Source organism: Nonomuraea sp. ZG12 (genome assembly GCF_052068115.1).
In the GTDB taxonomy this organism is placed as follows: Bacteria; Actinomycetota; Actinomycetes; order Streptosporangiales; family Streptosporangiaceae; genus Nonomuraea.
The window spans coordinates 46,415-68,778 of the sequence record NZ_JBQHCW010000018.1 but is presented as its reverse complement, the minus strand read 5'-3'; the positions used below and the strand labels follow the sequence as shown (position 1 = coordinate 68,778).

Sequence of the window (22,364 nt, the reverse complement as noted above, 5' to 3'; positions counted from 1 at the left end):
AGGAGCGTGCGGCATGATCCCCCTGCTCAGCATCGTCGTCCCCATCTACAACGTGGAGCCGTACCTGGCCGAATGCCTGAAGTCGCTGGCCGCCCAGACGCTTGAGGACTTCGAGGTCATCATGGTCGACGACGGCTCGGCCGACGGCAGCAGGCGGCTGGCCGAGGACTTCGCCGCCCGCGACTCCCGCTTCGCCCTGCTGGACCAGCCGCACCAGGGCCCGGGGCCGGCCCGCAACCTGGGCCTGCGGCACGCCCGCGCCCCCTTCCTGGCCTTCGCCGACGGTGACGACGTCGTGCCGCCGTCGGCGTACGAGCTGCTCGTCTCCTCGCTGCGGGAGACCGGCTCGGACCTGGCGTGCGGCGGGGTGCTGCGGATCGAGGACGGCGAGCCGGGGCCGTCGTCGTTGCACGAGAAGGTGTTCAGGCGGCAGGTGTTGTGCACGCACATCATGGACAGGCGCTCGCTGGTCAGGGACCGCACGGTGTGGAACAAGGTCTACCGGGCGGACTTCTGGCGCCGGCGCGGGCTGACGTTCGCCGCCGGGATTTACGAGGATGTGCCGGTGGCGATGCGCGCCCATGTCCTGGCGACGAGCGTGGACGTGCTCGACGACGTCGTCTACCACTGGCGCAGGCGCGACAGCGGCGAGGTGTCGATCACCCAGCGGCGCACCGAGCTGTCCAACCTGGCCGAGCGCCTGGCCGCCATCCGGTCCGTGCGCGCCTTCCTCGACGACACGGCGCCGGAGCTGACGGACGCCTTCGACAGCCTGGTGCTGGAGAAGGACATCCTGTTCCTCTTCCAGGCGCTGGAGGGCGGCCTGGACGCCGGGCCGGTGCTCGACCTGGCCAGGCAGTGGCTGGCCGAGCTGAGCCCTTCCGCCCTCGACGCCGCGCCGTCGCTGCGGCGGCTGGAACTCCACCTGGTACGGCGCGGCCTGATCAAGGAGCTGCGCCGGGTGCGCAACTTCCGGCGGGCCGCGACCGAGGGCACCCGCATCGTGCCGCGCGGCTGGCGCGAGACGAAGTGGTACGGCGACTACCCGTACTTCCGCAACCGCAGGCTCGCGATCCCGCGCGAGGTGTACGACGCGCAGGCGGAGATCAAGCTGCTGGCCACCGTCGAGACGTGCGAGTGGACCGGCAGGGAGTTCGTGCTGCGCGGGCAGGTGGCGCTCCACCGGGTCAAACGGGGGCCGGACCGGCTGAACCTGTGGCTCACCGATGGCAGGCGCAAGGTGCCGCTGGAGCTGAAACGGGCCGGCAGCCACGGCTTCGTGGCCACGGTCGATCCACGGCGGCTCGAAGGCGGCGGCCCGACCTGGCGGCTGCACGCGCGCACCGAGACGCGGGGGCTCGTGCTCAAGGCGGTGTTCCGGGATGCCGAGAAGAAGCGGACTTGGCGGCTTTCGGTGGCGGGATGGTCAAGAAGAGGCATGGACATCCCCCAGTAGTTCCAGAGAGTAATAGTTCAAACACGACTCGTGGCCATGCTGTAGTCCATGAGGACCTATTCGCTCGATGACGTCCACGAGACACGCAAGCGGAGAGACTCCTGGTGGACCGTGTACTTCGTGGACCCGGTCGCCTGCCGGGTCGCGCTCGTGGTCGCCAACCGCACGCGGATCACGCCGAACGAGCTCACGGTTTTCTCGCTGGCCCTCGGCCTGGTCTCGGCCGTGTTCCTGGCGACGGACCGGCTGGCCGCCGGGGCGGTGATGTTCTACCTGAGCTTCATGATCGACTGTGTTGACGGCAAGGTGGCCAGGCTCAAGGGCACGGGGACGCCCTTCGGCCTCTGGCTGGACTACGTCGGCGACCGGGTCAGGGTGGTGCTGTGCGCGGCGGGGCTCGCCTACGGGCAGTACACGCTGACGGGGGACGCCGGCTACATCGTGCTCGGCGCGGCGCTGGCCGTGCTGGACCTGTTCAGGTACGTGAACGCGCCGCAGATGAAGCGGGTTCGCGAGGCGATCAGGGAAGGGCGGGCCGAGGCGGAGCTCGAGGGCCTGGTGCCGGCGCCGAGGCTGGGCCGGCCGGTCCGGCGGATGCCGTCCTTCCTGCGGCGGCTCAACAGGTTCCTGGCCCGTCGCCGGGTTCGCTCGCATCTCATCAGCGGCATCGAGTTTCACGCCGCGGTGTTCGTGATCGCGCCGCTCATCGGGGCGGCGGCGCTGATCCCGATCTCGGTGGTGGCCAGCGTCCTGCTGCTCACCAACGAGATCTTCCTTGTCTACCGGATGTGGCTCTTCACGCGCAGGCACGAGGTGCCCCAGAGGAGCCGAGAGCACGTTCTCGTCTAAGTTTTCGGGGGGTTCGACATGTCCGATCGGCCAGTATTCGTCATAGGCTGCCCGCGCTCCGGCACCACGATGCTGCAGCTCATGCTGCACTCGCACCCGCGGCTCGCGGTGCCGCCGGAGACCCGGTTCCTGATGCCCGCCTACTACCGGCGCCGCTCGTTCGGCGACCTGCGCGACGCCTCGCGCCGCCGCTCGCTGGCCGAGTGGATCGCGACCGACCGCAGCACCAAGTTCCGCGAGCTGAAGATCGACAAGAACGACTTCATCGAGCAGGCCGTGGCAGGCCCCGGCTCGCTCGGCTCGGTGATCGGGACCGCGTTCCGGATGTACGCCGAGCGGTTCGGCAAGCCGCGCTGGGGCGACAAGCGGCCCAGCTACGTCAAGCACACCGACCTGCTCCTCAGGCTCTTCCCCGACGCCCAGTTCATCCACCTGATCAGGGACGGCCGCGACTGCGTGGCCTCGCTGAAGGAGATGCCCTGGTACACGCACGACTCCTTCCACGCCGTCTCCACCTGGGCCGAGGCCATCGACGCGGGTGACCGGCTGAGGCGGGTGATGCCCGAGGACAGCTACTTCGAGCTGCGCTACGAGCACCTCACCGACGATCCCTCGACCGAGCTGAAGAAGCTCTGCGAGTTCCTCGGCGAGGACTTCGCGCCGTCCATGGTCTCGCCGCGCGAGGCGGCCAGCATCGCCGTGCCCGTGCACAAGGTGTGGCACAGCAACACGCACGGCGAGGTCACCCGCAGCCGGGTGGGCAGCTGGGCCAAGCGCCTGGACGCCTGGGAGATCGCGCTCTGCGAGCACGTGCTGGGCGAGCGGCTGGAGGCCCATGGCTACGAGCTCACCGGGGCGGCGCCGGCGGCCAAGGAGCACCTGGCGGCCTGCCAGAAGACGATGGGCAAGCGCCGGGCCAGCCGGATGCGCAAGGCCATGCGCGACCGGTTCAACCGGCTGCGCGAGCCGAGCCCGGTGGCGGCCATGCTCACCTCCGGCCAGCGGGCGATCGCCGGGGTTCCGCAGCAGCGCCACGAGTCGCCGGAGCTGGCCGAGCGAGCCGGGTGACTCAGCGCTCGATGTGCTGAAACAGCGACTCCCAGCGATCCAGGACGGGGTCGAGCCGGAAGGCCGCCGTCCTGGCCCGAGCGGCGGCGCCCACCTGCCGCCGCTCCCGCTCCGACCCCATGAGCCGGGCCAGCTCGGCGCCGAACGCGTCCACGTCCCCCGGCGGGACCAGCACCGGGCCCGCCGACCTGACGCCGCCCGACACGTCGAACGCCACCGCCGGCACCCCGTACGCGGCCGACTCCAGCAGCACGACGGGCAGGCCCTCGTGCTCGCTGGTCACCGCCAGGATCGAGGCGTCCAGATACTCCTCGGGCATCAGCGCGGCGGGCACCCGGCCCCTGAAGACGACCCGGTCCACGATGCCCTCGCGGGCGGCGTGGGCCCGCAGTCGTTCGAGCTCGCCGCCGTCGCCGACGAGGTGCAGCTGCCACGGCCGCGGCGCGCCGGACCTGGCGAAGGCGCTGATCAGCCGGTCGAACCGCTTGACCCCTTCCAGCCGGCCCACGCCCAGCACGCGGGGCGTCGTCAGGGGTGACGTGCTCTCCGGCCAGACGGCCAGCGGGTTCGGCAGCGCCCAGGTGTTGGGCAGCAGCGCGTGCTCGGAGAACAGCCGCGCGTCGTCGTCGCTGAGGAAGACGGCCTGGTCGAGGTTCGGGTAATGCCTTCTGATCGAGCCGAGGTGCCAGCAGCCGCGGGCGTGTTCGTACGAGCCGTGGTATTGGCCGATCGGCCGCAGTGAGCCGGGCAGCAGGCCCGACAGGCGGGTCACCACCGAGGGCGAGGTCAGCACCGCGTACCCCGGCCGCATCGGGCCGAGCAGCTCCGTCAGCCGGCGGTCGGCCAGCCTGCGGGCCAGCCGTCCCTGCGGGCGCACCGGGCTCCGGCTGATCAGGTGCCGCCGGTAGCGGGGCTCGTCGACGTAGCGGAACGGCGCGGCGGACCGGTGCAGGCCGATGACGTGCACCTCGTGCCCGCGCCCGGCCAGCCCCTGGGCCAGCGTGTGCGTCACCTGCTGGACGCCGCCGAGCGTGTCGGCGTCCAGGCACGTAAAAACGACGTTCACCGCTCGCTCCCGGTGAAGAAGTCCGTCACGATCCGGTGCGCCGCGTCGCCGCGCTCCTCGGCGCACCACAGCTCGCGGAAGGCCGCGTACCGGTCGGCGTAGGAGTCGTGCACGGCGGGCAGGTCGCGCAGCTTGCCGATCAGCTCCTCGGTCGTGGTCACGCACGGGCCGGGGGCGATGGACGGGAGGTCGTGGTAGACGCCCCGCTCCGACAGCCGGTACTCGTCCCAGTCGTCGATGAGGAACAGCATGGGCTTGCCGGTCAGCGCGTAGTCGCACATCACCGACGAGTAGTCCGTCAGCAGCGCGTCGGAGGTCAGCATCAGGTCGTTGATCTCGGGATAGGACCCGGCCGGGCGGACGAAGTGCCGCAGATGCTCCGGCGGCCGGTACCGTTCGACCGGATGGGTGCGCAGGACCAGCACCCACTCGTCCGCCAGCTCCCTGGCCATCAGCGCCAGGTCCGCCCGGACCGACCGGCCGCTGCCCTTGGCCCGGTCGCGGTAGGTGGGCGCGTACAGCAGGACCTTGCGGTCCGGCGGGATCTCCAGGCGGCGCCTGACGTCGTCGGTGACCTCGCCGCGCATCAGCGCGTCGCAGCGCGGCGTGCCGCACCGGTAGACCTTGCCGGTATAGCCGTTGGACGGCACGAAGCGGCGCGCGAACTCCGCGCTCGGCGCCACCAGCGCGTCCCACCGGGCCACCGCCGCCCGCCACCGCTCGCGTGGCCGGTCGAAGTCGGCGCGCAGGTCGGGGGCGTCGAACCCGATGGACTTGATCCCCTGCCCGTGCCAGGTCTGCAGGTAGCGGGTACGGCGCGGCTTGGGGTAGTCGAGCGGGAAGCCGTGACTGTCCACCCAGTAGCCCGCGCGGGCCATGGCCCAGATGTAGGCCCAGCTCCCACGGCGCACCAGGCGGGCGTCCGAGGGGAAGTTGTGGCGTCCCTTGGCCACCGACCAGACCACCTCGATGGGCAGGTCGCGGCGGCGCAGCTCCTCGTAGACGGCGCGCGGGCTGCCGGTGTAGCCCTTGCCGACGTCGGCCTCGAACAGCGCCAGGTCCCTGCGCGGCGGCAGCACCTTGATCAGCGCTTTGTAGACGCGCAGCTTCATCGCCGGGGTGCTGAGCCTCTTCAGCGCCTTGCGCCCGAGCCTGCGCGCGAAGGACCGCCTGGCCCGCTTCGCCCGCACGCACAGGTAGGCCGCGTACCCCTCGGCCCGCACCGTGCCGCCCGGCAGCTCGATGGGCTTCATGGCCGAGTCGACCAGCAGCCGGTCGGTGGTGGTGCGGCCGTCGGAGAGCCGGGTGAAGCCGATGCGAGGGTCGCACTTCCCCTTCGGCTCGAACGTGATCTCGCTGACGTAGCCGCCCTCGCCCGACGCCTGCGGCTCGATCGGGATCCGCTTCCCGCCGGCCCGCAGGAACGCCTTCCAGTCCACGGGCAGCGCGCCGAACGGGTCGTAGGTGTGCACGATCATCCTGACCCGGTCGCCGGCCTGGGCGATCTCCGCCACCTCGTGCCGCAGCCTGGCGGCCGAGAACGGCAGCTCGGCCAGGCGCAGGTCGGTGATGTCCATGCCGGGGGAGACCGTGGTGCCCCAGTAGGTGCGGCCGTCGATCCGGACGGCGGCGCGCGGCGCCGCCCTCGGCCCGGTCAGCGAGCCGGCGGCGATGCGGAGGTCGTCGATCCGGTCGTCCAGGATGAGGTGGCAGCAGACCCGGACCATCGGCTCGATCCGGTCGAACACCTCGGGGGAGAACTCCTCCAGGTACGGCCTGACGATCGCGGCGAACTCCTTCACCCAGACCCGGTCCCTGGTCGGCAGCGGGTTGAGGTAGACGCGCAGGTCCTGGTGCAGGAAGCGGAACCGCCGCGCGGGCAGCAGGTGGGCCAGGCCGTGGGCGCGCAGGACGTCGTCGCTGCGCCGGGCCGCGGCGACCCGGTGGCGCACGTTGTCCATCTCCTTGATGCTGAGCGAGATGGAGGTGCCGCCGCGCGCCCGGTGCCAGTGGTAGACGACCCAGGGCACGACCGCGAACCGGCGGGCGAGCGCGTACAGCTCGGTGGCGAAGGGGTGGTCCTCGTAGTGGATGTCCTCGGGGAAGCGCAGCCCGCTGTCCCTGAGGAAGCGCACGTCGTAGAGCTTGTTGGTGCTGAAGGAGTCCAGGAACAGCTCCGGCTCCTCGCCGATGCCCGCCACCACCCGCCGCCTGGCGAACAGCGTCGGATAGTACGGGTGCAGCCGCCCGCTCGACTCGTACAGCCGGGAGATCTGCCCGGACACGAAGTCGGCGCCGGTCCGCTCGATCTCGGTGAGCAGGCTCTTGCAGGCGTGCCTGGGCAGCTCGTCGTCGCTGTCGAGATACATCAGGTACGGCGCGGCGGCGGCGGCCAGGCCGTCGTTCCTGGGCGCGCCGCAGCCGCCGCTGTTGGCAGGTCTGCGCACGTAGCGCACGCGGGGGTCGCTCTCCATGAGTTCGGCGACGACGCGGGGCGTCTCGTCGGTGCTCGCGTCGTCGACGACGACCACCTCAAGGTCGCGCAGCGACTGGCACAGCACCGAACGCACGGCCCTGGGCAGACGGGGCGCGTCGTTGTAGGTGATCACGACGACGGTGCAGTCCGGCATGCCATCCCCCCGAGAGTCATGGGGGTGGCATTCCCTTAGTTCAGGACGTGTGTCCGGACTTGATCGGCTTTTTGCCGAAAATCAGCGTGTGAGTCGACGGATCAGCCAGCCGACGAACACCAGCGCCGCCAACCCGCCGAGCACCGGAGCCACCCGCTTGAGCAGCGGCCGGCCGGCGATCTCCAGCAGGTCGAGAGCCTCCTCGTCGGGCGTCAGCGAGGTGCGGGTCGTGCCCGACGGACGTACATCAGGCTCGGGCACGGCGACCAGATGACGATCCCCTTCGACCGCCGCCCCTTCGACCGCCGCTCCCTCAGCCGGCGCCTCCTTCGGCGTCTCCGGGGTGGGTTCGACGAGTAACTCGGCGAGGTTGACCGCGAACCGGTCGATCAGCTTCGACCCGACCTCGGCCATCACCCCGCGCCCGAACTGCGCGGGCCGGCCCGTCACGTTGAACGTGGTCTCCACGGCCACCGCCGTCGAGCCCTCACCCGGGGTGAGCCGTGCCTTGACGGTGGCGGCCGCCGTGCCGGAACCCCGCGACTCCTTGCCGGACGCCCGCAGGGTGAGCGTGTGAGAGTCCTTGTCCACGTCCTCGAACCTGGCCGAGCCCCGATAGGTGACGGTGATCGGCCCGACCTTGACCTTCATCCTGCCGGTGAACTCTTCGCCCTCGAAGACGTCCAGCGTCGCCCCCGGCAGGCACGGCGCGACCCGCTCGACGTCGAGCAGCACCGCCCAAGCCTGCTCGACCGGAACCGGGACAGTGAACTCGTGCTCGAACCGCATCGCCATCGATCCGCTCCTTCCCGCTGGTTGCGAGCGTACGTGTCGTGGGGGCGCCCCGAAAGAGGCGCGCCCCCACGCGAACCGGATCAGACGGACCCGGCGGCCTTCCGCACGGCCCGATGCGTGAGCACCCGGGCCAGGTGCCGGCGATAGTCGGGCTGGGCGTGCAGGTCGCCCGGCGGCGAGGTGTCCGCGGCCGCCTCCGCGCACGCCTGCCGAACCTGGCCCGACTCCCCGCCGGCCGGCTCCCCGTCGGCCAGCTCCAGGCCCTGCAGCGCGGTCTCGGCCGCGTGCGCCCGCAGCGGTGTCGGAGCCATGTTCGTCAGCGCGATCCTGGCCTCCTGGATCGCGCCGTTGGAGCGCCTGACCGCCGCGGCCACGCCCACGATCGCCCAGGCCTGCGCCGTACGCTGGAACTTCTCGTAGTGGAAGCCCCACCCGGCCCCGAGCTTCGGGATCTTCACCCCGACCAGGATCTCGCCCTGCCGCAGCGACGACTCCAGGTAGTCGACGAAGAACTCCGCCGCCGGGATCTCCCGCTCGCCCTCGGCCGACCTCGCGACGAGGACGCCGTCCAGCGCCACCACCACCGCGGGCACGTCACCCGCCGGATCGGCGTGTGCCAGCGAGCCGCCGAACGTGCCGCGATGCCGTACCGCGGGATCGGCCACCGTGGCGGTGGCGAGCGCCAGCAGTGGGCAGTCGGCGTTGACCACGCCGGACCGCAGCACCTCGTCGTGCGTGGCCATCGCGCCGATGAAGACGTGGTCGCCGCGATCGTGCACGCCCGCCAGCTCCGGCAGGCGCCCCACGTCGACCAGCTTGGACGGATAGGCGAGCCGCATCCGCAGCAGCGGCAGCAGCGACTGCCCGCCCGCCAGCGCCTTGGCCTCCTCGTCGGCGGCGAGCTCCTGGCACGCCTCGGCGAGCGAGCCGGGACGGGTGTAGTCGAACTGGGCCGGGATCATGGCCGCGCTCCTTCCACTGCCCGCCAGATCCGCTCGGGCGTGCACGGCATCGTGACGTCCCGCACGCCGTACGGGCGCAGGGCGTCGACGATGGCGTTGACGACGGCCGGCGTGGAGGCGATGGTGCCCGCCTCGCCGACGCCCTTGGCGCCCAGCGGGTTGCTCGTGGCAGGCGTCTCGGTCCTGTCGGTGGTGAAATCGGGCAGGTCCGCCGCCGACGGCACCAGGTAGTCGGCGAGCGTGCTGGTCAGCAGGTTGCCCTCGGTGTCGTACACGGCCTCCTCGAACAGCGCCTGCGCGATGCCCTGGGCGATGCCGCCGTGCACCTGGCCCTCGACGATCATCGGGTTGACCACCTTGCCGATGTCGTCGACCGCCACGTACGAGCGGATCGACACCCTGCCCGTCTCGGTGTCGACCTCGACGGCGCACAGGTGGGTGCCGTGCGGGAAGGAGTAGTTGTCCGGGTCGAAGGTGGCGTCGGAGTCCAGCGTGGGCTCCACCCCGTCGGGCAGGTCGTGCGCGGTGAACGCGGCGAACGCCAGCTCCTGGATCGTCTGCCGCGAGTCGGTGCCCCGCACCGTGAACGCGCCGTCGGCGAACTCCAGGTCGTCGGGCGAGCACTCCAGCGCGTGCGCGGCCAGCCTGCGGGCCTTCTCCCTGACCTTCTCGCACGCCTGCAGCACCGCGACGCCGCCGACGACCAGCGAGCGCGAGCCGTAGGTGTCCATGCCCTTGTGCGAGATCGCGGTGTCGCCGTGGACCACCGTGATGTCCTCGAACGGCACGCCGAGCGCGTCGGCCGCGATCTGGCTCCACGCGGTCACATGCCCCTGGCCGTGGGGCGAGGTGCCGGTGATGACCTCGACCTTGCCGGTGGGCAGCATGCGCACCGAGCCGTGCTCCCAGCCGCCCGCCGCGTATCGTGCCGTGCCCAGCAGCTTGGACGGGGCCAGCCCGCACATCTCGGTGAACGTGCTGACGCCGATCCCGAGCTGGACCGGATCGCCCCGGTCCCGCCGGTCGGACTGTTCGGCCCGCAGCTTGTCGTACCCGAACAGCGACAGCGCCCGGTCGGTCGCCGCCTCGTAGTTGCCCGAGTCGTAGGTCAGGCCGGAGATGGTGGTGTAGGGGAACTCCTCGTGCTTGATCCAGTTACGCCGCCGCACCTCCAGCGGGTCCATCTTCAGCTCGGCCGCCAGCTCGTCCATGATCCGCTCGATGCCGAAGGTGGCCTCCGGCCGGCCCGCGCCCCGGTAGGCGTCGGTCGGCATCTTCGTGGTGAACACCCCGGTGCAGCCGAACTCGTACGCGTCCATCTTGTAGATCGCGTTGAACATCGTCGCGCCGAGCAGCGGAATCCCCGGTGTGAGCAGCACCAGGTAGGCGCCCATGTCGGCCAGCAGGTCCACCTGTAGGCCGCGGATGCGCCCGTCGGCCTCGGCCGCGAGCCGGATGTGCTGGATCTGACCGCGGCCCTGGTGCACGGTGAGGTTGCCCTCGGAGCGCGACTCGTTCCACTTGACCGGCTTGCCGAGCTTGCGGGTGAGCAGCAGGCACAGCACCTCCTCGGCGGTGACCTGCAGCTTGGTGCCGAACCCGCCGCCGACGTCCGGCGCGATCACCCGGATCTTGTGCTCCGGGATGCCGGTGGTCAGCGCCAGCATCACCCGCAGGACGTGCGGGATCTGCGTGGACGACCACAGCGTGAAGGAGTCGCCGTCGGTGGTGGCCACCACCGCCCTGGGCTCCATCGCCGCCCCGATCAGGCGCTGCTGCACGAACGTCCGGTCGATGACGACGGGTGCGTCCCTGAAGGCGGCGTCGACGTCACCCATGGCGATCTTCATCGAGTACGCCTTGTTGCCCTGCTCGTGCACCTTCGGGCTGTCCTCGGCCAGCGCCTCGGCCAGGTCGACCACCGCGGGCAGCGGCTCGTAGTCGACCTCGATCGCCTCCAGCGCGTCGGCCGCCAGATAGCGGTCCGTGGCGACCACGCAGGCCACCGCCTCGCCCACGTAACGGACCTCCGACACCGCCATCGGCGGGTGGTCCGGGATGAACACGTCCTCCGTCACCGGCCAGGCGCACGGCAGGCTGCCCTGCTCCCCGGCGAGATCCTGGCCGCCGAACACGGCGACCACCCCCGGCAGACCGCGCGCCCCCGACACGTCCACCCTGGTGATCCTCGCGTGCGCCATCGGGCTGCGCAGGAACGCCACATGCAGCATCCCCGGCTGCCTCAGGTTGTCGGTCCACTGGGTGCGCCCGGTCAGTAACCGGGCGTCCTCCTTGCGCTTCCTGGGCCGGCCGACCTCGCTCATGAGCTCTTCACCGCCTGCCCCATCTCCTGGGCGCCCCGACGCACCGCGCGGACGATGTTGCAGTAGCCGGTGCACCTGCAGAGATTGCCCTCCAGGCCCTGCCTGATGGCCTCCTCGGACGGGTCAGGGGTGTCCCTGAGCAGGTCGATCGCGGCCATGACCATGCCGGGCGTGCAGTAGCCGCACTGCAGCGCGTGTTCCTCGTGGAAGGCCCGCTGCATCGGATGCATGGCGCCGTTCGCGCCCAGACCCTCGATGGTGACGACGTCGCAGCCGTCGGCCTGTACGGCCAGCACCGAGCAGCTCTTGACGCTCACGCCGTCGAGCATCACGGTGCAGGCGCCGCAGTTGCTGGTGTCGCAGCCGACAGGAGTGCCGGTCTTGCCCAGCCGTTCTCGCAGTAGGTGAACGAGGAGGAGTCGCGGCTCGACATCCTCCCCGTAGGTGATCCCGTCGACGGTGACGGTGACTCGGGGCATACGTCCTCCCTCAGGAGCAGGGGAAAGGCGGACAACGCCAACGTACGCCGGGGTCGGTTCCGGTCAAGGGCTACTTGCTGCGGATCACCTTCGCGAGGATCGCCACCAGGCCCGCGAAACCCAGTCCGACCACCGTCACCGGCCACATGATCAGCGCATCCGTGATCGAACCGGTCAAAATCAGGATGCCGAGCACGATGAAGAGAATGCCGCTCAGCAACGCCATCCAGTCGGTCCGGTGCAACCGGCGCGGCCTGTCGAGATCACGCGCCACGGCGCACCTCCAGGTCGCCGACGCCGCCCCTGAGGTTCAGCACGATCGTGGAGGCGTCCTCCTCCGGCTTCACCTCGGGGGCGAGCACCTTGTCGAACCGGACATCCACGCCACCCCGCAGCGACTGGTCCACCTGGATGTCCCCGAGCTTGTTGCTGGCGTGCACCTCCACCCTGGCCGTCGGCGGCACGATCACCGTCAACTGGCCCACCGAGACCGAGGCGTTGAACGTCACCCGCGAACCCGGGTCGAGCCGGAGCTCCGACAGGTCGAGCCGGCCGTCGCCCACGCCCGCGTCGTACAGCCTGCCCGACTCCGCCGCCCTGGTCGGATGCCAGACCGACGCGCCGACCTTCGACGGCAGCCCGCCGAACATCAGGCCCACCCCGATCAGCATCGCGACCACGGTGCCCGCGGCCACCAGGCCGGCGCCCCGGCCCCACCAGGCCGCGATGAGCAGCCCGCCGCCGATGGTGACGAGCATCGCGCCGGCGACGAGCGTGGGATGCACTCCCGAAGGTGATGCGGCCTGGACCGCCACGACGATTCCTCCAACGATGAGGGCCAGCAGGATGGTGATGACGCCGATGAAGGACTTGGGGCGCTTCTCACGCGGCGGCCTGACAGGCCGGCCGTACAGTGCGGGGTCGTACGGTGAGTAGCCGCCCCGCCGCATCGGGTCGAGCGGCTGGTACGGGCCGCGCGGCGCGAACGGCTCGCCGTAGGCGGCGTGCGCCGCGGTCCCGGGCATCGGACGCTGCTGCTCGTACGGTCCCGGCCGGCGTCGCGGCACGCCGCTCGGTGCGTGGTACGGGTACGGGTCCGGGTGGCGCGGTTCGTCGGCGCGTGTCCTGTACGGAGGGTTCTCCGTTTCGCCGGATGGCCGGTCTTCTGCCCCGGTCGAGAGCGTCCCATAGGTATGGATCTCGTCGTTGTCGACCGGCAGGGGCCGCGCGGCGGCCGTGGGGAACTCCGCCGTCGTGGCGGTGGACGCGTCCTGCTCCGGAACCGCCCGCCGGACGGTCTCCTCGGGCTTCGCGGTCGGCTCGGGCGCCGCTGGGGCCTCTGGCACTTGTCGTGCTTCTGGTGCTTCTGGTGCTTGTGCGCCGGCGTGCGCGTGCGCCGTTGTGGTGGGCTCGGGGAACGGCCGCGCGGTGGGGGGCGACGCCTGCGGGACCGAGGGCGCGCCCGGCCCGGCGGGCTCGTCCAGGCCACCCTGCCGGCGCCTGCGGTTGAGGCGCTCGGGCATGGACCGGGCCAGCCCGAGCAGGTCCACGCCATGGGCGTGCGCGGCCAACAGCGAGACGGCCAGCACCAGGCCGACCACCAGCGTGCCGGTGCCCAGCCAGACCGTGGAGACGTTGAGGCCCAGGCCGACAGCCAGCACCGCCGTCAGCAACGCGAACACCGTGTCGGCGTCGAAGTCCCGCCGGGTCCACTGCTCGATGAGGCCGGGCCCGCCGTTCGGCTCCTTCATCAGCAGCAGCGCGGCGATGTACAGGAACAGCCCGATACCCGAGCCGAACAGCAGCACGGCGAAGCCGACGCGGAACACCACGGGGTCGATGCCGGTGTGCCGGCCCAGCCCGGCGCAGACTCCCATGAGGAATCGCCCCTCGCTGCTGCGGCGCAGCGCGCTGGGGGGAGCGACCGGTTCCCGGGGTGGTGCATGCGTCATGTCACCATCGTGGACCCGGCGACGGGTGCTCTGCATCCGGGAGACCCCTGACCCGACCCGGGGGTTGTTCCCTGATGCCCACGACCGCGCGACATGTGACGATGGCAAATGTTATGGCTGACCAGAAGACTCTCGCCGAGCCCGGCGCCGCCGCGCCCTTCCGCCGCATGATGCGACCCATGGAGGGCCGCCTCGTCGGCGGCGTCGCCCAGGGGCTCGCCACGCAGCTCAAGCTCGACCCCGTGGTGATCAGGCTGGTGTTCGTGCTGCTCAGCGTGGTCGACGGGGTGGGCATGGTGGCCTACGCCGTGCTCTGGATGATCACGCCACGGGAGCCGTACGCAGGGCGGCCGCCCGCCCGTGACTGGAGCCAGCTGTCGGCGTTCACCGCGATCGGTGTGGCGCTGTTCGCGTTCGGCTTCCTGACCGGCGCCTCCCGTGGAGGCCTCGGAATGCTCCCGTTCGCGGTGGGCGGCATCGGCGGGCTGATCCTGTGGCAGCAGGCCGATCCCGAACGCCGCAAGAACTGGGTGAGCGGCGCGACCAAGAGCATCCGGGCCAACCGCGTCCGCACCCTGCTCGGCGTGCTGCTCGTCATCGCGGGCGGCGTGGGCTTCCTGGTCATGGAGGGCCGGATCCAGGAGGCCGGCCAGGGCCTGCTGCTCACGGCGGTGGTGGTCGGCGGGCTCGCGGTCGTCGCCGCGCCGTGGCTCGCCGGCCTGTGGAAGGAGCTGCAGCTCGAACGGCGCGAGCGCATCAGGCAGGAGGAACGGGCCGAGGTCGCCGCGATGGTGCACGACTCGGTGCTGCACACGCTCACCCTGATCCAGCGCGTCGCGCACGACCAGCGGGAGGTCACCCGCCTGGCCCGCGCCCAGGAGCGCGACCTGCGCAACTGGCTCTACCAGCCCGCCCAGGACGCCGACGCCACCCTCGCGGCAGCCGTACGCAGGATCGCCGCGGAGGAAGAGGACGCGCACGGCGTGCCGATCGAGGTGGTCTGCGTGGGCGACATCGACCTCGACGCCCAGGGCCGGCTCGCGGCGGCGCTCAAGGCGTCCAGGCAGGCGATGGTCAACGCCGCCAAATACTCTGGGAGTCCGTCCATCTCTGTGTACGCGGAGGTAGAGGGTGAAACCATCACGATTTTCGTGAAGGATCGGGGCAAGGGGTTCGACCCCGATGCGGTGCCGCTCGACAGGATGGGCATCCGGGAGTCCATCATCGGAAGGATGGAACGCCACGGAGGCACCGCCAGACTTCGCACCGAACCGGGTGAGGGCACAGAAGTGATGTTGACCATGAAGGTGGACAAGCAATGACGCGGGTGCTGATCGTCGACGACCATCGGCTGTTCCGGTCCGGCGTACGGGCCGAGCTCGGCGACTCGATCCAGGTGGTGGGCGAGGCCGAGGACGTCGACACGGCCGTCAAGGCGATCGCCGAGCTGCAGCCCGACGTGGTGCTGCTCGACGTGCACATGCCGGGCGGCGGCGGCCAGGAGGTGCTGCGCAGGGTGCTCGGCGCGGGCTCCCAGGTGCGTTTCCTCGCCCTGTCGGTCTCCGACGCGGCCGAGGACGTCATCGGCGTCATCCGGGGCGGAGCCCGCGGCTACGTCACCAAGAACATCAGCGGCAAGGAGCTCACCGACGCCATCCGCCGGGTGGCCGACGGCGACGCGGTGTTCTCGCCGCGGCTGGCGGGGTTCGTGCTCGACGCGTTCGCCTCGTCCGAGGCGCCCTCCATCGACCCCGAGCTCGATTCGCTGACGCAGCGCGAGCGCGAGGTGCTCAGGCTGATCGCGCGCGGCTACGCGTACAAGGAGATCGCGAAGGAGCTGTTCATCTCGGTCAAGACGGTCGAGACGCACGTGTCCTCGGTGCTGCGCAAGCTGCAGCTGTCCAACCGGCACGAGCTGTCCCGCTGGGCCACGGCCCGCAGGCTGGTGTGAAGCGCTGGGAACGGCTCCTGAGGACCGAGGCGCGAAGGGGCCCGATCCAGGCCGTCGCCGATGATCATTTTGAGGCTGTCGGCCGCTAGGCTACTTCTTCCCTCTCCCAAGAGTCCGGGAAGTCCCCTCGATGCGCGTCATGAAGGTCTTCTGGTCGGCAGCGGTGGCGCTGTCGCTGTGGGAACTGCTGGTCGAGCCGCTGTTCGCCGAGACGGTGATGATCACCTGCAGCAGTGCCGGGCCGCTGGACTGGCCGCAGCCCGTTCCGGCGGCCCAGGTGGCGGGCTTCCTCGGCGACTGGCTCGCCCGGCTCCAGCCCGTCCTGCTGGCGCTGGCCGCCTTCTGGGCGATCCGGTCGCGGCCCGGGGGCGGTTCCTCGCTCCCCGCCACGCTGGGACTGACGGTGGCCCTGCTCCCGGCCGCGGTGGCCGAGGCCGAGGAGCGGCTGTCTCCCGACATGCCCTTCATGTGGCAGGAGTGCATGCACGCGCAGGTGGCGCCGCCGTCCTTCGTGGTGCCGCGCGTCATCCTGGCCTGGCTGCTCTCCCCGGCCACCATGGTCCTGCTGGCCGGGATCGCGGGCGCGGGGATCCGGCCGCGCCCGGCTGAGCTGCGTGCGGCCGGGCTGGCCGTGGCGGGCGTCCTCCTGGCCGTGTTCCTGCCCGCCGCGCTGATCGGGCTGCCGGTCAACGCCGATGGCACCCCGCGTTACGCGGTGGCCGGCATGGGCCGGCCGTACGTGCTCGACCTGCAGTCCGGAGAGCCGATGAGCCTGCTGCCACAGGCGACGCGCACCTACGCGCAGTACGATCTCATCGTCCGCGACACCGAACCCGGCCACTACGTGGCGGCGCTCACCGACCCGTCAGGCCGTCACTTCCGCCTCTACCGGCTGTCCATGGGCGAAGACGGGCGGATCACCGTCGGCGAGCGGCTCACCCCCACTCTCAAGGGCATGGTCAACGGCCTGGCCGTCTCCGCCGAGGGTCGGATCGCCTACGGGCGGATGACCGACGAAGGCCGCTTCGCGGGAACCCTGGAACGCGAATGGCCGGTCAGCGGATTTCGTCTCCAGTGGCTGGACGACCGGAGTCTCGCGCTCCCCGAGCACAGCGTCGCGGCCGGCGCCCTGGCCACCCTCGACGTGGCCACGGGCGCGATCGGTGAGCTCGCCGCCCCCGCCGAGCACGAGTTCGCCGGCCCGGTCCTGACCCTGCCCGGTGGGCGGCAACTGCGCGCGCTCGGCCGGCCGACCCGCACGCTCGTCCTGCACGAGGGGACACGGCTGGTCAGGAAGGTCCTGGCGTTGGACTGCGGCCACATCGAATCGCTGGCGCTCGACCCCACCGGCCGCTACGTGCTGGCCGGCGTCGACCGGGAGGCCGCCGAGATGGACCGCTCGCCCCTGGCCGGGCTGCCTCCGTGCGGCGGCGCCCGCGCAGAGCTGCTGCGCGTCGACCTTGGGACCGGGCACCGCCAGGTGGTGCCCGGCGAGCAGGACTCCCTGGTCCAGGCTTGGTGACAGCGTGCGCGGCCGGGTCCGGGCGGGGAGGCGGACCGTCGGCGCCGCACACACGGAGAAGCTGGGTCGGCTGTGCCGGAGACCTGGTCGTACCGGGCGGACCGGCGCGGACCGACGAGGCCCGACGTGGACCGGCGCGGACCCGGCGCGGACCGGCGTGGACCGGTTATGTGGGCGGTCAGGAGCGGGCAAGGATCGGGCTCGGGGCGGGTTTTGGGCTGGTCTTGGGGAGCTTGGCGTGCGACATTTCCTGGTATGGGCAGGGATGTGCCAGTCGTCGCGTTCAGTCGGGATGATCGCCGGAAATATCGGGAAAAAGTACGACGGTGCCTGGATGTCTTCGCCCAGATGCTGCGGGAGTCCCGATTCGAGGATGACCGGTCGCTGGCGGGACTGGAGATCGAGCTCAACATCGTGGACTCGGACGGCGAGGCGTGCATGCGCAACGCCGAGGTGCTGGCCGCCATCGCGCGCCCCGACTGGGCCACCGAGCTCGGCCAGTTCAACGTCGAGATCAACGTCGAGCCCAAGGATCTCAGCGACCACGGCGCCCTCCACCTGGAGAACGACGTCCGCGCCCGGCTCAACTACGCCGAGGAGCGGGCCAGGTCCCAAGGCGGCCACCTGGTCATGATCGGCATCCTGCCCACGCTGCGCGAGCAGGACATCGGCGAGGGCACGCTCTCGGCCAACCCCCGCTACCGCCTGCTCAACGAGCAGATCTTCGCCGCCAGGGGCGAGGATCTGCACCTGTCGATCGAGGGGGTCGAACGCCTCGACACGCACGCCGACAGCCTCGCCCCGGAGGCCGCCTGCACCAGCCTCCAGCTCCACCTCCAGGTCAGCCCGCCGGCGTTCGCCGCGCACTGGAACGCGGCCCAGGCCATCGCCGGCCCCCAGGTCGCCGTCTCGGCGAACGCGCCGTACCTCTTCGGCAAGGAGCTGCACCGGGAGACCAGGATCACCCTGTTCGAGCAGGCCACCGACACCCGCCCGCACGAGCTGAAGGCGCAGGGCGTGCGCCCGCGCGTGTGGTTCGGGGAGCGCTGGATCACCAGCGTCTTCGACCTGTTCGAGGAGAACGTCCGCTACTTCCCGGCGCTGCTGCCCCTGTGCGAGGAGGAGGACCCCCGGGCCGAGCTGGAGCGCGGGCGCACCCCGGAGCTTCCCGAGCTGACCCTGCACAACGGCACCATCTACCGCTGGAACCGCCCGGTCTACGCGGTGGTGGACGGCAGCCCGCACCTGCGCGTGGAGAACCGGGTGCTCCCCGCCGGCCCGTCGGTGCTGGACGTCGCCGCCAACGCCGCCTTCTACTACGGCCTGATGAGCGTCCTGCCGCACGCCGAGCGGCCGATCTGGAGCCAGATGTCGTTCGCCGCAGCCGAGGAGAACCTCGCCACCGCGGCCCGCCACGGCCTGGACGCCCGCCTGTACTGGCCGGGCCTGGGGGAGGTCCCCGCCGCCGAGCTGATCCTGCGCCGCCTGCTGCCCATGGCCCACGAGGGTCTCGCCCGCTGGGGCGTGGACGGGGCCGTCGCCGACAGGCTGCTCGGCGTCATCGAGGGCCGCTGCCTGACCGGCCGCACCGGGGCGACCTGGCAGGTGGACAAGGTCCGCGCGCTCGGCGGCGACCGGCACGAGGCGCTGCGCGCGATGACGCTGGAGTACATCGAACGCATGCACACGAATGAGCCGGTGCACACGTGGGCAGTCTGAACTCGTGACCCGACCCCCGGCGCCCCCGTCAGACGTGCCGTCCTCTCCTCGCTCCGCCACGCCGTTTCCGCGCGTGACGCTGCTCGTCGCGGTGCTCCCGGTCCTTGCCGCGCTGCTCGTGGTGCTGCTCGGCGGGTGCGGGATCGTCCAGGCGCCGTCCAGGGACGTGCGCGGCGCCGACTCGTTCGAGGACGACGTCCAGGGGGCCAGGACCCTGACGGAGGAGTTCTGGAAGCAGCAGTTCGCTGCACTGGGCCGGACTTATCAGCCTATTTCCCGCTTCGTCCCCTACTCGGGAGACTCCGGCCCCAGCTGCGGCGGCGAGCCCGCCGTCCCTAACAACGCCTTCTACTGTCCCGTCGGCCACTTCATCGCCTACGACCGGACCTGGATGGAAGGGCTGTGGAGCGAGATGGGTGACGGCTCCGTCTACCTGATCATCCCCCACGAGTTCGGCCACGCCGTGCAGTCCCAACTCCAGACCAGCTTCCGGTTCAACGTCCAGATCGAACTCCAGGCCGACTGCTATGCGGGCGGCACCCTCAAGGCCCTGATCGACTCCGGCGCCCTGACCGCCGAGCCGGGGGACGAGGACGAACTCCTGCTCAACCTGGCAGCCGCCGGCGACCCCACGGACGACTGGCTGAACCCCGCCGCCCACGGCACCGCCGACCAACGCCAGCGTTCGTTCGCCATGGGCTACACCCGCGGCGTGACCGCCTGCTGACCCGGCTCTGCTGATCTGACCTGCTGATCCGACCGTCGGCCTGCGCGCGTGCGTCCGGCCGCCGACGGTGTCGAACCTCCTCCTGTCGTCCATACGCCGCCATGACGGTGTACGAGTGCCTGCCGAGGATGACGTACGGACGCCGCTCGCCTCCCCGCAGGGGATGTATATGCGTGTCAACCCACAGGATGATGCGACTGATCATGTGCGCGTCGTAGCGTTGGCGCATGCCTTTGGAGGAGATCGGTTGGCTGCGGAGGGGCGCCTGCAAGTCCAGCGACCCCGAGCTTTTCTTCCCGCTCGCGCCCTCGCCCGTCCAGGAAGCCCAGGCCAAGGCCGTCTGCGCCACCTGCCAGGTCCTGACCGAATGCCGCTCCTATGCGTTGAAGGCCGGTGAGACAGACGGCATCTGGGGCGGCCTGACAGCGGAGGAGCGCCGCCGCTCCCGCTTTCCAGCAGGCTGGCGTAACTCCGCTGCCTCATGACCGGGCTCGGGGCGCCGGTTGGCGGCAGGGCGACGTAGCGTGCAGGCATGCTGCTCCGCTCGATCGCCGTGCTCGTCGCGGCCAACGTGCTCAACAACAAGGTCGCGCCGAGGCTCGGGCCGCTCACGTCCGCCGCCGCGACTGCGGCCCTGGTCGCGATGGCCCGGCGGTCGGGGCTGTCGTGGGAGGAGCTGGGGTTCGAGCATGGGCGTAAGGGCGCGGTGGTCGGTGGGGCGCTGGTCGCAGGGGTGGCGGCGGTCTACACCGTGGGCATCAACATGTCACGCACCCGGCCCCTGTTCCAGGATGAGCGGGCGCTGTCGCTGACGCGGGCACGGGTGCTGGAGGAGGCGCTGGTCCAGGTGCCGTTCGGGACGGTGCTGCTGGAGGAGGTCGGTTTCCGGGGGGCGCTGTACGGCATGGTGCGTCAGACCCACGGCACCGCCGCCGCCACGGCCGTGTCGTCGGCGCTGTTCGGACTGTGGCACATCCTGCCCGCCATCGACATGGCCCGCGCCAACCCGGCGCTCGGGGCACTCACGGCGGGGGAGTCACCGGCGCACCTGGACACCGCACGGGTGGTGGCGGGCAGCGTGGTGTCCACGGCGGTGGCCGGCGTGCTGTTCTGTGAGCTCCGCCGTCACCGCGGCCTCCTGGCGCCCTCCATGCTCCACCTGGCGACCAACTCCCTGGGCTACCTGTTCGCCCGCCTCGCGGCAACGAAGCCCAATGAAGCCCCCGTCCGGGGCGACGAACTGATGAAGCCCCGTCCGGGGGCGGATCGAGCGAGTTGCCGTCCCCGGTGCGGTGGCGAGGACTGATGGGGGCCGTGCCCAGTGAGTTGCCGAACGTCTGAGCCCGAGGTCACCGCGCCCGTCGATCTGTGCCTGCCCGACGGGCGGCTCAATCCGGAGGCGGTCGGGTGGACGCGGCGGCCGCTGCATCGGGCCAACCTGCGTGGCTGGGGGCGGACCAAGCGGTGGGAGTACTGGGGTGTCGTCACCCCCGCGCACGTGATCGGCATCGTGGCGTCCTCCATCGACTACGCGGGCGTGCACGGCGTCTACGTGCTCGACCGCGCCACCGGGGCGGAGGTGTCGCAGGACGCCGTGGTGCCGCTGGCGCGGGGCACGGTGATGCCGGACCGCAGTGGCGAGGGCACGGTCCGCGCGCGCGGCGGCAGGCTGGCCGTCGACATCCGGCAGAGCCCCGGCGGCACTTCCCTGCGGGCGGTGGCGCCGGGTGTCGAGGTGGACCTGGAGATCCCGCTGCCTGAGGGGCACGAGTCGCTGGGGGTGGTGGTGCCGTGGGGGCCGCGCCTGTTCCAGTACACGGTCAAGGATGTCGGGCGGCCGGTGCACGGGCGGCTGGTGCTGGGGTCGGGGGAGCACCTGGTGCGCGAGGAGGACTCGTTCGCGGTGCTCGACCACGGCCGGGGGCGCTGGCCGTACAGGATGGTGTGGAACTGGGCGGCGGGCAGCGCGCCCGGGAGAGCGATCCAGCTCGGCGGGAAGTGGACCGACGGGACCGGCATGACGGAGAACGCGCTCTTCGTCGACGGGCGGCTGCACAAGATCGGCGAAGAGCTGGCGTGGCACTACGACCGCGCGGACTGGCTGCGGCCGTGGCGGATCACCGGGGAGCGGGTGGAGGCGGAGTTCACCCCGTTCCACGAGAAGATCTCACGCACCGAGCTGGGCGTCGTGGGGTCCGAGACGCACCAGTGCTTCGGTCACTTCAGCGGCCGGGCGCGGGCCGACGACGGCGCCTGGATCGAGCTCGACGGCCTGACCGGGTGGGCCGAGGAGGCCCGGCAGCGCTGGTGATGAGGGGTCCGGTAGCGCTGGAGACGGCGAGGCGCGGCGGCGCTGGTAACGGCGAGGCGCGGCGGGGCCGGACGCGAACACCCGCCGCCGGCCCACCCGTCCGACAGCGCCCCGACCAGCAGCATCGCCGGCGTCGCGCTCGCCGCGCTGAGGGCGACCATGGTGGCGACGGCGACGGCGACGGCGACGGCGCCGGGGCCGTCGGTGATCGGGTCGTAGACGAAGACGTTGGGGCACATGTTCTCGACGGCCCAGGCGACCTGGCCGGCGAAGGCCAGCACGATCAGCGCTGTCCACACGCGCGAGCCAGCCAAGGGCGTGCTGCCGTTGTCACCCGCCGGAGCCTATAAGGCGAGCACGCCTCATATTAAGTCCCGATTGTCGGGCTTGACCGGCGCGAAATCCCCCGCGACATGGATGATGTCTACCTGGGGTAGAGATCGTCCCCACCCTCCTGGAGATACCCGTCTTTACGGGCTTCCGGCTGCCTCTAGCGTCTTCCCTGCGCCTCTTCGTGGTGAGAAGATTACGAAGAGTGCGTATATCAAGATCA

At 71.2% G+C, this 22,364-nt stretch carries 20 protein-coding genes; 11 read left to right on the top strand and 9 right to left on the bottom strand.

Annotated elements, in window-relative coordinates; genetic code table 11:
* Positions 1-13: 13 nt before the first annotated feature.
* The 3 genes from ACTMTF_RS35020 to ACTMTF_RS35010 are packed head-to-tail and all read left to right on the top strand — an operon-like array spanning position 14 to position 3,373.
* On the top strand, positions 14-1,456 hold the full coding sequence (locus ACTMTF_RS35020; protein ID WP_441114522.1) for a glycosyltransferase family 2 protein: 1,443 nt from the start codon (positions 14-16) through the stop codon (positions 1,454-1,456).
* 48 nt (positions 1,457-1,504) lie between these two features.
* Positions 1,505-2,305 (top strand): CDP-alcohol phosphatidyltransferase family protein, encoded by an 801-nt coding sequence (locus tag ACTMTF_RS35015; protein ID WP_441114521.1) that lies wholly within the window; start codon positions 1,505-1,507, stop codon positions 2,303-2,305.
* An 18-nt stretch (positions 2,306-2,323) separates the two neighbouring features.
* Positions 2,324-3,373 carry a sulfotransferase family protein gene (locus ACTMTF_RS35010; protein ID WP_441114520.1) on the top strand — a complete coding sequence of 350 codons (1,050 nt, stop codon included), beginning with the start codon at positions 2,324-2,326 and terminating at the stop codon, positions 3,371-3,373.
* A 1-nt stretch (position 3,374) separates the two neighbouring features.
* On the opposite strand, the gene ACTMTF_RS35005 is transcribed toward ACTMTF_RS35010, so the two are convergent.
* The 8 genes from ACTMTF_RS35005 to ACTMTF_RS34970 form a co-directional block, all read right to left on the bottom strand.
* A complete protein-coding gene (locus ACTMTF_RS35005; protein WP_441114519.1) occupies positions 3,375-4,439 on the bottom strand; it encodes a glycosyltransferase in 1,065 nt (354 codons plus the stop codon).
* Positions 4,436-7,069 carry a bifunctional glycosyltransferase/CDP-glycerol:glycerophosphate glycerophosphotransferase gene (locus tag ACTMTF_RS35000; protein WP_441114518.1) on the bottom strand — a complete coding sequence of 878 codons (2,634 nt, stop codon included), beginning with the start codon at positions 7,067-7,069 and terminating at the stop codon, positions 4,436-4,438. Before ACTMTF_RS35000 ends, ACTMTF_RS35005 begins: the two co-directional genes overlap by 4 nt.
* An 81-nt stretch (positions 7,070-7,150) precedes the next feature.
* Complete coding sequence (locus ACTMTF_RS34995) at positions 7,151-7,864, bottom strand: SRPBCC family protein (protein WP_441114517.1); 714 nt, start codon at positions 7,862-7,864, stop codon at positions 7,151-7,153.
* Between the two features lie 80 nt (positions 7,865-7,944).
* A complete protein-coding gene (locus ACTMTF_RS34990) occupies positions 7,945-8,826 on the bottom strand; it encodes an FAD binding domain-containing protein (RefSeq protein WP_441114516.1) in 882 nt (293 codons plus the stop codon).
* Positions 8,823-11,150: a xanthine dehydrogenase family protein molybdopterin-binding subunit gene (locus ACTMTF_RS34985; protein ID WP_441114515.1), complete on the bottom strand. Its 2,328-nt coding sequence runs from the start codon at positions 11,148-11,150 to the stop codon at positions 8,823-8,825. The genes ACTMTF_RS34990 and ACTMTF_RS34985 overlap by 4 nt, the downstream gene beginning before the upstream one ends.
* On the bottom strand, positions 11,147-11,629 hold the full coding sequence (locus ACTMTF_RS34980) for a (2Fe-2S)-binding protein (protein ID WP_397008052.1): 483 nt from the start codon (positions 11,627-11,629) through the stop codon (positions 11,147-11,149). The genes ACTMTF_RS34985 and ACTMTF_RS34980 overlap by 4 nt, the downstream gene beginning before the upstream one ends.
* Positions 11,630-11,699: 70 nt before the next feature.
* The gene (locus ACTMTF_RS34975) at positions 11,700-11,903 is read right to left on the bottom strand and encodes a hypothetical protein (RefSeq protein ID WP_441114514.1); all 204 of its coding nucleotides are present in this window, start codon (positions 11,901-11,903) and stop codon (positions 11,700-11,702) included.
* Complete coding sequence (locus tag ACTMTF_RS34970; protein WP_441114513.1) at positions 11,893-13,581, bottom strand: PspC domain-containing protein; 1,689 nt, start codon at positions 13,579-13,581, stop codon at positions 11,893-11,895. The genes ACTMTF_RS34975 and ACTMTF_RS34970 overlap by 11 nt, the downstream gene beginning before the upstream one ends.
* A 113-nt stretch (positions 13,582-13,694) precedes the next feature.
* Here ACTMTF_RS34970 and ACTMTF_RS34965 point away from each other — a divergent pair, with 113 nt between their 5' ends.
* The 8 genes from ACTMTF_RS34965 to ACTMTF_RS34930 all read left to right on the top strand — a co-directional run bounded on the left by ACTMTF_RS34965 (position 13,695) and on the right by ACTMTF_RS34930 (position 21,811).
* The gene (locus ACTMTF_RS34965) at positions 13,695-14,903 is read left to right on the top strand and encodes an ATP-binding protein (RefSeq protein ID WP_441114512.1); all 1,209 of its coding nucleotides are present in this window, start codon (positions 13,695-13,697) and stop codon (positions 14,901-14,903) included.
* Entirely contained in the window at positions 14,900-15,532 is a 633-nt protein-coding gene (locus tag ACTMTF_RS34960; protein WP_397008060.1) for a response regulator, read from the top strand. Before ACTMTF_RS34965 ends, ACTMTF_RS34960 begins: the two co-directional genes overlap by 4 nt.
* A 130-nt stretch (positions 15,533-15,662) precedes the next feature.
* Positions 15,663-17,054: a hypothetical protein gene (locus tag ACTMTF_RS34955; RefSeq protein ID WP_441114511.1), complete on the top strand. Its 1,392-nt coding sequence runs from the start codon at positions 15,663-15,665 to the stop codon at positions 17,052-17,054.
* Positions 17,055-17,402: 348 nt separating this feature from the next.
* Positions 17,403-18,773 carry a glutamate--cysteine ligase gene (locus ACTMTF_RS34950; protein WP_441114510.1) on the top strand — a complete coding sequence of 457 codons (1,371 nt, stop codon included), beginning with the start codon at positions 17,403-17,405 and terminating at the stop codon, positions 18,771-18,773.
* 73 nt (positions 18,774-18,846) lie between these two features.
* Entirely contained in the window at positions 18,847-19,500 is a 654-nt protein-coding gene (locus tag ACTMTF_RS34945) for a neutral zinc metallopeptidase (RefSeq protein WP_441114509.1), read from the top strand.
* A gap of 227 nt (positions 19,501-19,727) precedes the next feature.
* Positions 19,728-19,985, top strand: a complete 258-nt coding sequence (locus ACTMTF_RS34940) for a WhiB family transcriptional regulator (RefSeq protein ID WP_397008068.1) — start codon at positions 19,728-19,730, stop codon at positions 19,983-19,985.
* A 47-nt stretch (positions 19,986-20,032) separates the two neighbouring features.
* Positions 20,033-20,806, top strand: a complete 774-nt coding sequence (locus tag ACTMTF_RS34935; RefSeq protein WP_441114508.1) for a CPBP family glutamic-type intramembrane protease — start codon at positions 20,033-20,035, stop codon at positions 20,804-20,806.
* 15 nt (positions 20,807-20,821) lie between these two features.
* Complete coding sequence (locus tag ACTMTF_RS34930) at positions 20,822-21,811, top strand: DUF2804 domain-containing protein (RefSeq protein WP_441114507.1); 990 nt, start codon at positions 20,822-20,824, stop codon at positions 21,809-21,811.
* On the opposite strand, the gene ACTMTF_RS34925 is transcribed toward ACTMTF_RS34930, so the two are convergent.
* Positions 21,718-22,110: a hypothetical protein gene (locus tag ACTMTF_RS34925; protein WP_441114506.1), complete on the bottom strand. Its 393-nt coding sequence runs from the start codon at positions 22,108-22,110 to the stop codon at positions 21,718-21,720. The genes ACTMTF_RS34930 and ACTMTF_RS34925 overlap by 94 nt on opposite strands.
* Between the last annotated feature and the right edge of the window lie 254 nt (positions 22,111-22,364).

What these genes read in the sequence shown, in the direction of transcription:
- ACTMTF_RS35020 (WP_441114522.1), top strand. Translation starts at nt 14, where the DNA reads ATGATCCCCCTGCTCAGCATCGTCGTCCCCATCTACAACGTGGAGCCG.
- ACTMTF_RS35015 (WP_441114521.1), top strand. Translation starts at nt 1,505, where the DNA reads ATGAGGACCTATTCGCTCGATGACGTCCACGAGACACGCAAGCGGAGA.
- ACTMTF_RS35010 (WP_441114520.1), top strand. Translation starts at nt 2,324, where the DNA reads ATGTCCGATCGGCCAGTATTCGTCATAGGCTGCCCGCGCTCCGGCACC.
- ACTMTF_RS35000 (WP_441114518.1), bottom strand. Translation starts at nt 7,069, where the DNA reads ATGCCGGACTGCACCGTCGTCGTGATCACCTACAACGACGCGCCCCGT.
- ACTMTF_RS34995 (WP_441114517.1), bottom strand. Translation starts at nt 7,864, where the DNA reads ATGGCGATGCGGTTCGAGCACGAGTTCACTGTCCCGGTTCCGGTCGAG.
- ACTMTF_RS34990 (WP_441114516.1), bottom strand. Translation starts at nt 8,826, where the DNA reads ATGATCCCGGCCCAGTTCGACTACACCCGTCCCGGCTCGCTCGCCGAG.
- ACTMTF_RS34985 (WP_441114515.1), bottom strand. Translation starts at nt 11,150, where the DNA reads ATGAGCGAGGTCGGCCGGCCCAGGAAGCGCAAGGAGGACGCCCGGTTA.
- ACTMTF_RS34980 (WP_397008052.1), bottom strand. Translation starts at nt 11,629, where the DNA reads ATGCCCCGAGTCACCGTCACCGTCGACGGGATCACCTACGGGGAGGAT.
- ACTMTF_RS34970 (WP_441114513.1), bottom strand. Translation starts at nt 13,581, where the DNA reads ATGACGCATGCACCACCCCGGGAACCGGTCGCTCCCCCCAGCGCGCTG.
- ACTMTF_RS34965 (WP_441114512.1), top strand. Translation starts at nt 13,695, where the DNA reads ATGGCTGACCAGAAGACTCTCGCCGAGCCCGGCGCCGCCGCGCCCTTC.
- ACTMTF_RS34960 (WP_397008060.1), top strand. Translation starts at nt 14,900, where the DNA reads ATGACGCGGGTGCTGATCGTCGACGACCATCGGCTGTTCCGGTCCGGC.
- ACTMTF_RS34955 (WP_441114511.1), top strand. Translation starts at nt 15,663, where the DNA reads ATGCGCGTCATGAAGGTCTTCTGGTCGGCAGCGGTGGCGCTGTCGCTG.
- ACTMTF_RS34950 (WP_441114510.1), top strand. Translation starts at nt 17,403, where the DNA reads ATGCTGCGGGAGTCCCGATTCGAGGATGACCGGTCGCTGGCGGGACTG.
- ACTMTF_RS34940 (WP_397008068.1), top strand. Translation starts at nt 19,728, where the DNA reads ATGCCTTTGGAGGAGATCGGTTGGCTGCGGAGGGGCGCCTGCAAGTCC.
- ACTMTF_RS34935 (WP_441114508.1), top strand. Translation starts at nt 20,033, where the DNA reads ATGCTGCTCCGCTCGATCGCCGTGCTCGTCGCGGCCAACGTGCTCAAC.